This is a genomic window from Bradyrhizobium sp. USDA 4506 (assembly GCF_054058795.1).
In genome coordinates this window covers 124,905-137,081 of the sequence record NZ_JBSSBM010000002.1, presented here as the reverse complement: position 1 = coordinate 137,081, position 12,177 = coordinate 124,905, and the positions used below count along the sequence as shown (strand labels likewise).

At 59.3% G+C, this 12,177-nt stretch carries 5 protein-coding genes and 5 pseudogenes; 5 read left to right on the top strand and 5 right to left on the bottom strand.

The annotated features are described in order from the left end of the window. Positions 1-504 precede the first annotated feature (504 nt). Positions 505-1,269 (top strand): amidohydrolase family protein, encoded by a 765-nt coding sequence (locus ACVIHF_RS03210; protein WP_456791583.1) that lies wholly within the window; start codon positions 505-507, stop codon positions 1,267-1,269. A gap of 315 nt (positions 1,270-1,584) precedes the next feature. Here ACVIHF_RS03210 and ACVIHF_RS03205 read toward each other — a convergent pair. After that, positions 1,585-2,935, bottom strand: a pseudogene (locus tag ACVIHF_RS03205) (IS701 family transposase). A gap of 436 nt (positions 2,936-3,371) precedes the next feature. Here ACVIHF_RS03205 and ACVIHF_RS03200 point away from each other — a divergent pair. After that, complete coding sequence (locus tag ACVIHF_RS03200) at positions 3,372-3,542, top strand: hypothetical protein (protein ID WP_456791582.1); 171 nt, start codon at positions 3,372-3,374, stop codon at positions 3,540-3,542. Between the two features lie 201 nt (positions 3,543-3,743). Next, a pseudogene (locus ACVIHF_RS03195) lies at positions 3,744-4,725 on the top strand (lysylphosphatidylglycerol synthase transmembrane domain-containing protein). Between the two features lie 200 nt (positions 4,726-4,925). Here the strand turns inward: ACVIHF_RS03195 and ACVIHF_RS03190 are convergent. Then, positions 4,926-6,368 (bottom strand): annotated as a pseudogene (locus ACVIHF_RS03190) (ISNCY family transposase); the annotation flags it as partial. A gap of 198 nt (positions 6,369-6,566) precedes the next feature. Between ACVIHF_RS03190 and ACVIHF_RS03185 the strand changes: the two are divergent. Then, complete coding sequence (locus ACVIHF_RS03185; protein ID WP_253639277.1) at positions 6,567-8,156, top strand: ISL3 family transposase; 1,590 nt, start codon at positions 6,567-6,569, stop codon at positions 8,154-8,156. A gap of 33 nt (positions 8,157-8,189) precedes the next feature. Here ACVIHF_RS03185 and ACVIHF_RS03180 read toward each other — a convergent pair whose 3' ends face one another. Continuing rightward, positions 8,190-8,594, bottom strand: coding sequence for a hypothetical protein (locus tag ACVIHF_RS03180; protein ID WP_456791581.1), 405 nt, complete (start codon positions 8,592-8,594; stop codon positions 8,190-8,192). Positions 8,595-9,724: 1,130 nt separating this feature from the next. Between ACVIHF_RS03180 and ACVIHF_RS03175 the strand changes: the two genes are divergently transcribed. Continuing rightward, positions 9,725-10,486: a class I SAM-dependent methyltransferase gene (locus ACVIHF_RS03175; protein WP_456791580.1), complete on the top strand. Its 762-nt coding sequence runs from the start codon at positions 9,725-9,727 to the stop codon at positions 10,484-10,486. Between the two features lie 100 nt (positions 10,487-10,586). Here ACVIHF_RS03175 and tnpC read toward each other — a convergent pair. Together tnpC and ACVIHF_RS03165 are read right to left on the bottom strand one after the other, a co-directional pair. Further along, a pseudogene (gene tnpC, locus ACVIHF_RS03170) lies at positions 10,587-11,354 on the bottom strand (IS66 family transposase); the annotation flags it as partial. 231 nt (positions 11,355-11,585) lie between these two features. Then, a pseudogene (locus tag ACVIHF_RS03165) lies at positions 11,586-12,107 on the bottom strand (IS66 family transposase); the annotation flags it as partial. Between the last annotated feature and the right edge of the window lie 70 nt (positions 12,108-12,177).

The following is a 12,177-nucleotide window of genomic DNA, read 5'->3' as shown; positions in this document are numbered from 1 at the left end:
CCCGGACATTCTGGCGCGCCAGATGCTATTCCGGTTGACCGGCTCGCGAGCTGGAGAAATGTCGTTGGCATGACGCACAGGCTCTTGAACTTCACCGGATTCCAGGTCTTGCGAGACTGCACCTGACATACAGAACCCGCACTTCAATTCGTCCGAACCGTACCGACAATTTTGTCTCCTTTGTCCGGGCGGTATTGTCCCTGTTTCTGCGTCGCGCTAAGGGAAACATGCTCGGGATGGGAATCGTGGGCAAATAGCCAAATGAGCATCGACAGTGGGTCTGTATTGCAATGGCGCACGAACATTCCATCCCGGATGCGGCCCTATTGACGAGACCTTGGTGAGCGCCGTGGCCTCTACGCGCCGCGAGACGTCGTCCGCCGCGCGCTTGAGCAGAAACTGGAGAGTGTCTACGACGGTCGAACGGCCATCGACAACCTGCTTTCGAGTGAGCTGCGGGCTGGCGAGTGTCGTGTCGGTTGCCGTCTTTGGTGAGGGCGCGCCATGAGGATCGACTGCGATGTCCACGCCTTCCGCCAGGAGGCCCGCCTGACGGCACCCTTCATCGACGGCTCGCTGGAACGATTGGAGAGCGCTGCACAAGACTGTGCGATCACCGGCTTGGTACTGGTCCAACCAGCTTTCCTGTGCGCAGACCCGACGGAGCTGTTTGCCCAGGCAAACCAGGCCCGAATACCGGTGAGAGTCATTCCGCCCCTCGTGCAGCCGGTTGAGCCCGGAATTCTGGGGGAGTGGAGCCGATCAGGCGCAGTGGGTCTGACGCTGACCCTTGACGATCCCGATGCACTGGCAGAATCCCTTGAGGCTGCCCTTCAGCTGGGCTTTCACCTCGAGATCTCCGGCGGGATCAAAGAGCGAGAGCGTGTCGCAGAGCAGCTGCTGGCTGACGGTCATCGACTGGTGTTCCGGGACTTCGGACTTGCGCACAGTGCCCGTCATCCCGCCTGTGATCAGCGACTGGACCGCCTTCTGGCACTTGCTGCAGGCGCTGAGGTATGGGTGAAGCTTTCGGGGATCGGACGCGTTCCCGACGATTGGGCCAGGGCTGCGGCGAGCAGGCTGCTCCGGGAGCTAGGTCCGGGACAACTGCTCTGGGGGTCGGAATGGCCGCACCTGACGGCCGCTCACGCATATGCGCCATCCTATCCGCAGACGCTGGACTGGCTTGAGGAGCTCGTCCCGGACCAAAATGCCAGAGGACGGATCGTCGGCGAGACCCCTGCTGGCCTCTACGGCTTCCGAAAGTAAGTTCTGATACTGAAAGATTGGGCGCGGTGCGATCCGGTATCCAGCGGCTGGGGCGGCCCGAGCCGCTCAACATAATAGAGGCGCCCACTCTGGCGGTGAGAGCGGCTCGCCTTTCACACGCGCCGCTAGTGAATCTCTCTCGCAGCTTCTGCGAAGGGATTCGCTCCGGATTGGTGCAACAAACCTCTATCCTCGGTCCTGCATGACCAGCCGAGCGTTCTCCCGGTTCCTCATGCTTTCAAGCATGGAAAGGCCGATGAAAACGATGATTGAAGTTAACACTACTTTGGCAGATTGTGTTTTCGCCGCTGTTTTTCACGGATTTCCTTTCGGCAATATGGGCACTGCTGAGGCGGCGGCCGAAGGATGAGATCGACGATGGCGTGACGTACGGCTGGCATGGTTGGCTGAGGCGGAGGCCCGTTGATTCTTTTTTTTCCGCCCCGCGTATGCGAGGCGACGATGTTGCAGGAAGGCGTAGGCAATCATTGTCATCAAGGCGTGGCGATGAAGACCTTGCCATGATCGCCCTTCGAAGTGATCAAGTCCAAGTTCCTCCTTCAACTGCTGATGCGCCTGCTCACAAATCCACCGTGCCTTGATGGTGGCTGCCAGCGTGCGCAGATCCGTCGCCGCCGGAAGATTGGCGAGATAGTATTTCTTCTCCCCGGAGGCACGTTGCTCACCAATGAGCCAGGCTTCGTCGCCTGGGAGATGCTGCTGACCTTTATCCCATATCCGCTGCGGAGGGCCGTCGGCGGTGCAGACACGGAGAGCAGCAAATCGGGCTTTAAGCCGACCTTTCGTCCCGCTACGCCAACTCAGGGTTTTCCATTTGGCGCTGGCCAGCATTTGTTCGGCCGCAATCGATAAGATATCGGGCACGTGGTGCTTTCGTGGTTTGCCACGGACTTTGGTGATCGGCCAAATGAGCTTCACATCGACCGGATACACTTTCTGGTGCCGAGGGATACCGACAGCCCAGGTCAGCCCGCGCTCTGTTAGCCCTTGTCGAAACGGTGCGCTGAGGCCGTATCCTGCATCCGCCAGCACACATCCAAAGCGCACGTTGGCTGCCATCGCGCGGTCAATCTCGGCCAAAGCGATCTCCGGCTTGGACCGTGGCGTTCGGTGTTCGACTGGCACGCGAGCGCGCTTCAAACGAGACATGTCGCTTGTCCAGCTGTCAGGCAGAAAGAGACGTAACGCGACCATCACGGGCACTTCGCCGCGTGCAAGCGTCAAAGACACCAGCGTTTGGCAATTTGCGGTTTTACCGAGAGCCGACGCGTATTGAGCCGCAACACCGACCGAGCGCTCACCCTTCTTGGGAAGTGAGGTGTCATCGATAACCAGCATCGCATCCCTGCCGCCGACAAGTCGGTCCGCCTGGTTGAGCAGCTCCGTCTCCAGCGGCGTCGCATCCCAGACACCGTCCGCAATGAAATGGTGCAACTGGTCGTAGTTGCTCGTGGCAAGGCGTTCCGCCATCGGCTGAACGCTCTTGCGATCGCCCGGACCGATCAATCCCGCAACATACAGAGGACACATCCGCTTGCCGGGTCTTATGACCCAGCCGGTCCAAGAACGGCATCAGCCAGCGTTCGAGTTCGTCTTCCCATCTCGGCATGGTCAGCCCTCCAAGAGCCGACCACCCATGAATCATTGAAAAATTGATTCGGGAATCCTATAAAACGCGGCAAAATCAACAATCTGCCAAAGTAGTGTTAAGACGAGCAGACAACATGCGACGCAGTTTCGTACTGCGCTGTCCGCCGGTGCACATTGCAGCACAGACAATGCCGCGCAGCGTCTTATCACGGTCGGCGCTGGACACGATGCTGCCCCAAGTCTCGTGTCTTACGACACGCAGTATGTAAAGCGAGACCGATCCGTTCGTCTCCCTCCAAGATTGGTAGGAGGACTGTCCATTCCCTTGCTATATTCTTCATCGATGATGACCACCGGTTCGGGCACTAAAGCAACGTAATTTGTCAGTGGTGCAAGAAATGACGATTTGAGGCGACTGGAGGTTGTGAAGCCTTTCCGGGTTTGGGCCATTTCTCGGTGAAAAAGAAAGAGCCGATGTTAGCGGTGGGTGCATGCTGGAGTTTGCGGTGAAAGCTTACCCGATTGATCCTCATAAGAACTCGCTGACGAGGTTTGCAGTTGGTACCGAAGCGGCGAATATCAATGTCGGCATTGCCGCGAACTTCACCGAGTACGACAAGGAGATTGCTGCAGCTTTCGGACCGTCAGCCCGCGATGGGTAACAGCATAGGCGGACGAGTTTACAATCGGATCACGCTAAGCGCGTAGTTTCAGGTGCTTCTCCAGACAGAAGCCCCCGCCCGAAGCAAACGGGTCGAGGATGGCCTTCTGGCTCGCGGAAAGCCGTGGTGCCGCCTCTATTCAATCCTACGTTCTTGCGCGACAACTTGGGTCAAGCGAAATGTGAATGAACACGGCCTGCCATGTACGGATCTCTGATCTTTGTGATACGGGCGGCCGTGTCGGTGGGGCTGCTTTACCTCGGGTTGCGCGGCATCAATTTCGCGACGATCCGGTTCCGGCTGAACCACATCAACGCGCTCTGGATCGCACTTGCCATTACGACGGCCGTTTTCCAGATCTTCATCGGCGCGCAGCGGTGGCGCGAGATTTCAGATCTGTGCCATGCACCGCTAGGCAACCTGAAGGCGCTTCGTTACAATATAATTGGCAGTTTCTTCAACCAGACGCTGCCGTCATCGATCGGGGGCGATGTGGTTCGGCTTTGGCTCGTCAAATGTACTGGCGCAGGCTGGCGCGCGGCGACCTATTCGATCCTGATTGATCGCGCCGTCGGCCTGCTTGCGCTGGCGTTCATTATCATCGCAAACCTGCCCTGGAGCTACGCCATCATTAGCGACGCCAACGGCCGGCTCGCGCTGGTCTTTTTTAATCTCGCAACGCTCGGCGCAGGAGTGGGCTTTCTGCTGGTCGGCCACATGCACTGGGCGTGGCTGAAGCGCCAGTGGCCGATCATACATGTCCACGCCTGCTCGGCGATTGCCAATCAGATGATCTTTAACAAAAGCACCGGCCCCAAGATTGCGGTGCTGTCGCTCACCATTCACGTGCTTACGGTTGTGATCGCCTGGTGCTGCGCACGCGCCATCGACGCACCAAGCGATTTCGAGCGGCTGCTCATGCTGACCCCACCGATCATATTGATCACCATGATGCCCATCTCGATTGCCGGCTGGGGCGTGCGCGAGGCGACAATGATGGTTGCCTTCGGCTACGCCGGCCTCGCGCAGACCGATGGGTGCCGCCGTCTCGATCCTATTCGGTGCTGTCTACTTCATCGTGGGTGCGCTCGGCGGGCTGGTTTGGATCTTTAGCGCGGAGAAGCAGTCGGATCACATACGAGTGGCTCGCGCTGCAAAGGATTGGTCGTCCTCAACACGCTAGGTCGTATAGCGCGACAACCTGGCTGGAAAGCCGTATGCCTCATGTAGCGATGTTCCCGAATGCCCAGTCGTTGCCTCACCTATTTTGCTCCCCGACCGAATGGAGGAGGAGGCCGGTCTTGGAGCTGTCAGATCGCGTAACGACCGGCCTCCTCCGGGCATCGTTTGCCTCATTGTGTGCCGTCGGAGTGCCGTACTCGTGGTGCTGAACAGGAGCGCGTTGGCCTGCTCGTTGCGCCATGATTTGAGACGGCGCTGAAGCGTTCCCAGAAGTTTGTCAGGATAGCCGCCGGGACGTTCGGCCTGCAGCTTGCCAAGAAGCTCGCTGCCGGTACGCCACGCTCAGCTTCGAACCAGGGTTCGCAGTTCCGCAGTTGCCCGGATGAGCGGATCGGGGCGGCGACGTTCTCTCTTCCTTCACGACCGGTCGGTCTGTCGGCCGTACTCCGCCGTCTTTCCAGGCCGTTCGCAGGCTTGCCAGGAAGCGCTCGATTGACTGTGGTTCGGTGGAGTTGGTAGCCGGCTTTACATCGGCAAGCGCTGGCAGCGATTCCTGGGCAGCCCTGATGTCCCGCAACAGTGCGACCAGATCCAGCCGAGCATAGATGTCTTGCAGGTGGATACGGATTGCGTCGGATGTGCGAACTTCAGCGATCACTCGCTGATGCGGAGTCGCCGGCGCGCCATAGGCTTTGCCTACCCGTGCGCCGTCGCGCTGCTTGCCGATCAGCTTGAACGCGGTTGAAAGAAGTTCACGAAGAGCCGAACCGCGCGATAAAGCTGAGCCAGCAGGGCGGCTGCCTCAAGCCTCTCAAACCGGCGGCAGCCGACCATTCGCCGCACGACCGAGCCATTTTCCTGCTCGACGAATGCCCTATCGTTAATTGCGGTACGGCCGGCAACGCGTAAAAACAATATTTGCCTGATCGCAATACGTTTTCAGCGTCTCGTTCATAAAGACCGGCCGAGAAGCGGGGACGGAAGCCGCTTGCGCAGTTTGGCCAGCACCGTGCTCAGTAATGTCTGTTCGCGGACGAGCAATGGCTCACATTCCGTCCAGCCGGTTGCTATGTCGGTCAGCACGAAGCGTCTGAATGAAACTGCCGCGCGCTGACGGGCCAGTGTGAGCGACAAGATCGGCCTCAACCTGGCCAAGCGCCGGGTCTCCCCAATCAGCCGATGTCCTTATCGGAATGCTGTATCGGAGCGCGTTTGCCGCCGCCCGACGTCGCCGAGGTCCCGATCCCTCCCGGATCGGTCGCAGCGCCCGATCGATCGTTGCCGCGCTCATCGCCAGCAGCTTGCTATAGATTTCGGGCTCAAGCCTAAGATGACCATATCGTTCCATCGCCCTCGATCAGCACCGGAAGAAGCGCCTTCAACCCCTTGCTGCAAAGTCCGTCCGAGGCCCCAAAGCAGCACGAGAGCATTTCGCTCCGCGTCGTCATAAATCCGCCGCCGCGCGCAGCGCGCCGCTTTTCCGCCTCAAGGGGCCCGAAGGAGCCTCATGGCGCGCTTGCGATGAACACCCGTGATGACGACGAATTCATCCAGAATGCGCGCCTTCTCCGCGCGGTCTGACGATTTGTAACGCTTGCCAACAGCTCTTGTCAGTTTCCGCGTCGCCATGCGACGCCGCCTCATCGTTGCCCCTACTCGTCGCGTTCGGTGGGGAGCAAATTACGTGAGGCAACGACTCAATTTTCAGGAACATTTCGGCGAGGCAATGCGCGCTCCCATCCTGATTGGGTTCTTCTGTACATTTGGTGCAGAGTGCAGGATTCACGGACAGTGCGAATAAGGGCATAAGGTCGGAATCGCAGTCGACGCCCGTGATTCGCCTTGCTCCAAGCCTTCCGCTCGCTGGTTTCCCCCGAGCTTTCGATTGTGCAGATCCTTCCGCGGGCGGATGGGGTGGTGCTCGTGGCTCGGCCGAAGTCAGCGGTCTCGCTCTGTCCCTGTTGCGGCTGCCAGACGGGTCGCATCCACAGCCATTACGTGCGACGCTTAGCCGATCTGCCGTGGCAGGGTCGGGTTGTCGAAATCCGGCTTCACGCGCGACGGTTTCGATGCGCGAATCCGCAATGCCCGCGTCGGATATTCACCGAGCGGCTACCGGCAACAGTGCGGCCGAAAGCAAGACGCACAACCCGCCTCGGCGAGAGCCAACTGGCGATCGGCTTTGCGGTCGGCGGTGAGCCTGGCGCGCGCCTGTCGCGCAAACTGGCCATGCCGATCAGCGGCGACACCTTGCTCCGAATGATTCACTCGGCTCCCTTGCCGGATTTCGTTGCCCCGACCGTCGTTGGCATCGACGATTGGGCTTGGCGTCGTGGCCAGCGATATGGAACGATCATCTGCGATCTGGAGCGCAATTGCGTGCTTGATCTGCTTCCCGATCGTAACGCCGACAGTGTTGCGAGCTGGCTGAAGCGCTGGCCGGGAATCAAGGTCGTCGCGCGTGATCGTGCGGGACTTTATGCTGATGGCACACGCTGCGGCGCGCCCGACGCGGTGCAGGTGGCGGACCGCTGGCACCTGCTCAACAGTTTGGGTGAGGCCCTGCGCCACGCGGTCGGCCGCCATCGTCACAACGTAGCCGCCGCCGTGCAAATCCTGGCGTCCGCGCAACGAGCGAAGACCGGCAGTTCCACGCGGCCGCCCGGCCTTGCACAGTTGCGGGCGGATCGAAAGGCTGCGCGATGCGAACAATGGGATGAAATCTGTCGCCTACGCGATCAAGATTACCCTACATCCAGGATCGCCCAACTGCTCGGCGTCGACAGGCGCACCGTTCAGCGCTGGCTGGCCGCCGGCGGCGAGCCGGAGCACTCGCGTCCTCACAGACCTTCGCATCTTCTCGCGCCCTTTGAGGCATGGCTCGAAGCGCGGTGGGCCTCCGGCTGCCAGGTGGGCCAGCAGCTTTGGCGGGAGCTTCAGCAATATGGTTATACTGGAAGTCGGGTGACCGTTGCGCGATGGGCCGCTGACAGGCGTGCACATGCAGACTCGGGAGGAGCAGCACAACCGCACCCGACCTGGAAAGCTCCCACGCGCCGTCGCTGTGCTTGGTATCTAAGCCAAGATCTGGATCAAATCGATGCTGAAGCCAGGCTGTTCCTCGGTCACCTGTTTGCGCAAGCTCCGGAACTCGCAACGGCGGCGGATTTGGCGAAGCGGTTTGTGTCCCTTCTCAACGGTAGCGACGTCGCCGAGCTCGATGAATGGATCACGCAAGCAGGCAACAGCGAGCTGAAGAGCTTCGCCAACGGCATCGCGCGCGACATCGATGCGGTTCGAGCGGCGATAACGACCTCCTGGACAACCAGTCCAGTCGAAGGTCAGATTAGCAGGATCAAAGCCATCAAACGTCAAATGTATGGCCGGGCAAGCTACCCGCTATTGCGTCGACGCGTCCTTCTGGCTGCCTGAGAACGACCGAGCAACGTATCCAACCCCAATCGCTCAAGCTGCACCAAATGTGCGGAAGAACCCCTGATTGCCGCGCGGCAAGGTGCGATCCGACTCGACAGCCCAAACTTCAAATGAAGTCACCATTTGGTAACCCCCTAACTCTTGCGTCAGCCAGCAGGAGAATATCGTATTGGCCAAGGACCGGTTGGATTGCTTGTTCAACCCGTCGCTCATTCCGTGCGACCGACAATGACTATAACCACCTTTAGTGACTTGCCATTGCATATTTCCTTTTTTGTTATGCATTTGCCTTCTAAATTGGGGCATGACATTCATTCGACCATCCTCGGCAATCAAACGACGTACTTCACGAGCACTTTGTGGCAATGAGCGCCCCCGTCGCAACGTTCCGACATACGATACGCCGACCACCAAACTCTCTCTAATAAAGACCATCAAACTTCCCCGGCTCGCCACTTGCGCGCTGCGCCGACGATCGCGGGCAAGGCGCCAATCCGCACGTTCTGCAGCGTACCTGCGCGATGCACACCTGCAGGCAACCCGTGATGTGCGGAAGGCCTCACTCTGGTTCGCACTCGTTAGCCTGCAAAGCACCGAGGTCTATCCGCGCGCACGCGCTTACCCTACCGAGAAGCGTTCTCCGCCATGGTGCCGCCGATGCTGAAACCCGGACGCTTCCAGGCGCCTAACAAGCTGCTCGCTGTAGAGCTATGCGGAGTAAGATCTGCGAGAAAAGCCGCGGCGGCCGCGACATTCCGCCGCGAAGTCTGCTTAACCGTGCGCTCCGCATAACGGTGTAGCCGGTCGCAAGCCACACATGCACCTCAGTCAGCAATGGGATCATCGCCGCCCAGGACAATGCCGCCAAAGCCGTCCTCGACGTCGCTGCGTCAACCGTGACCGTGTTCCGAATCCGCGGCCCGGTCGCAAACTCAATCTCGATCGCGCCCACCGCTGCCAGTTCAGCCGGTATTGACAACGTTGGAACCAACATTACCGGAAATGAAGCCGGCCAGTTTGCCCGGGGTCACCTTCCTGCCCAGTTCGACCGCATTGCAGCAGCTGCGAGCGTGAGATGCCGTACCGCCGCGCTGTCGCCGAAACTTAGCGTGCCCCTTGCAAAGCTCTCAACGACAATCTTGAGCTTCTCATCCTCGAACCAGCGATGCCGCCGCCCCATCTCTCGACCGAATCAAGCCGTCCAATCTGAGCACTGTGAGCATGTCTGTCTAGTTCTCAACACAACGGTCCACCTGACAAGGAGGCCCCGAAAGAGGGCTTACGTTCTGTATTGTCGAAGCGAGATATTGGCCGCCAACATGTGAGATATACGAACGTCGATGCTGCAATCTTCAGAGACAATCTGCTTGAAGTTCACTTTGCGAACTCATCTCCAATACTGAGGTCGTTCAAAATGGGTTTGCTGATCATAGCGGAATGTCTTCCACTGATCAGGTAGCTACCTCGTTTTGCAGGTTGCGCTGAAGTACGAGTTATTATTTCCTAGCTCATGCTGAACAACCGAAAGCGTAGTGCAGAAAGCACGCATAACCGCGAGGCCGTGCATGGCGACCAGTGCTGATCTTGTGTCTCTACAGTGGACTTTGTATAGGTCGCGCAACCCCACCCGCCGATGGTTGCATAGTGCACGACGCGTGTGGATCGAGGATGCTATTCGTAGATTCGCCCAGCGGGATGGAAGAGCCGTCGAGGTCGGGCCCGGCTCGGGCATTTATGTTCCCACACTTAAGGAAGCTTTCTCCGAGGTATACGTGGCCGACTGCGAGAGGATTTATCTTGATCAGATCGAAAAGCGCTGTGCGGACGATACAGCATTTCACATCGTATTGGACGACATAACGGTGTCACGATTGCCAGAAGAGCACTTCCATCTTGTCCTCTGCACGGAAGTAGTAGAGCACGTTTCAGACTCTCGCGCAGCCTTTCTGCATATGGCACGCATTCTGAGACCTGAGGGAGTACTCGTGTTGTCGACCCCACAGCGATACAGCTTTCTCGAGCTCACAGCTAGAGTCGCACTCTCTAGGTGGGTTATTTGGTTGACAAGGATTGTCTATCGTGAGCCTGTATTGGAAATGGGGCATATCAACCTAATGACCGCAACCAATGTGGAAGCACAACTTGCTGCCGCAGGCCTTCGGGTCATGGCGCGCCACAAAAGCGGGCTCTATCTACCTGGAATTTCTGAATTTCTCGGCGCCTTCGGCCAGAGGCTGGCAGCCCGGTTAGAGCCTCTTATCCGCAATACTTGGCTCGACGGGATCCTGTGGACGCAATACTACATCGCGTGCCGCGTTCGCAGGTGAATTGTCGCTCGGGTCGAATGGTGAAGACGGCATGAACTTTGTTGACGTGCATGGCTACGCCGCTTGGATGGAGGGGTGTCGATACAGGAGGCGTCCCGTTCTAGGGTAACACCTCGTGCAGGCGGCTCTGTGGCATGTTGGCGATGCGCGTAAGAACGTCGGCAAGCCAGGCTTTCGGGTCGATGTCGTCGAGACGCGCTGTCATGATGAGCGTGGACATCACGGCGGTCCGCTCGGCGCCGCGATCAGAACCGGCGAAAGACCATGCTTTTTTCCCCAGAGCAAAACCGCGCAATGCTCGTTCCGCAGCATTGTTCGTCATGCAGATCCTTCCGTCGTGGACAAGGCGGGCAAAACCATCCCAACGGTTGAGCAGATAGTTGATCGGCTTGATCACGTTGGACGAACGCGAGCGCCCAGCAGATTCCGCCCGGAGCCAAGCCTCAAGGCCGGTTAGCCGCGGCGCGCTTCTCGCCCGCGGATCTGCAGCCGCTCCTCGGCGCTTAGCCCATAGATATCGCGCTCGATCTCGAACAATTGGTCACTCCGACGAACCGCTTCCAGCGCAACGGGGGAGATCGTCGTCGCCGATCTTCCGCGGCGAGCGTTCTGGGCGATGTCGGCAAGTTCGAAGAATGCTCTCCGGCCATGTGTCCAGCAAGAAGGGGGGCGTGGCCGGCGACGTCTTGCGTCCGGGATCGAAGAGAGCGTTGAATCCGCTATAGGCGTCGGCCTGCCGGATGCCGGCGAAGTTCTGAAGATGCCGCGCGGGATGCTCGCCGCGCCGATCACGCGAGGCGTAGAACAGCGCCGTCGGTGGATCTCGCCCGCCGAATGGCCGATCGTCGCGAACATAGGTCCAAATCCGGTTACGACGCTTCATCGGCGGGTTCATTTTCATTCGTTTCTCGGATGCTCATCCGCTCGAGTATTTCCCGATCGTTGGCTTCAACGCTCACGACCGTGCCTCTTAATCGAAGCCGCTTGAAGTGATTTGGGACCGGCTCCTGAATGCCGATCCCGAGGGCCTTCCCTCGCTCTCACAGCTTGTGCTCACAGATTATCAGATCATCACGATCATCCTTTCTGTGTGCTCCTGCAGCGCACTGTCGTCACCGTGGAGCCTGTCGGCGGAGAGCACATAGGCTTCGATCAGTTCAAAGATCGGCTTGGTCGCAAAGGCTCCCGCGCCCACCTGGGTTCGCCAGCGTCGCGACCGACAGGGCGATCCCCTCACATTTGAAGCGCTGGCTCTGTCGATTTAACGGCTGATGCTGACCAAATTTGTCGAACAGGACCGTCGCCAAAAGCTGGGGTCCGATATAGCCCCGCGGCGTGGCATGGAACGGGCGCCGGCGGCGGCGTGATCGTCTCGCAATCCCGGCAACTGCACGTTTCCCGCACCCGGTCGATCACCTTGAACCGGCGCGGATCTCTTCCAGCGTCGAGGTCACGCTTTCGCCGAGGTTTGACAGCCAGGCCAATCCGCAGCATGGACACTGGGTCTTGGCCGGCAGCACCACGCGCTCTCGCTCGATGTCATCGGGAAAAGCTGGCGCACGGGCCGCTTGCGCGCAAACGAACGCACCGCGGCGGGCTGGCCTGACCTGGCCGTTGCCGCCGGATCTCGATGACGATGTCCGGCTCGAGAACCGCCTGTTTCCGCCACCGTCCGACTTGCCCAGCGACGA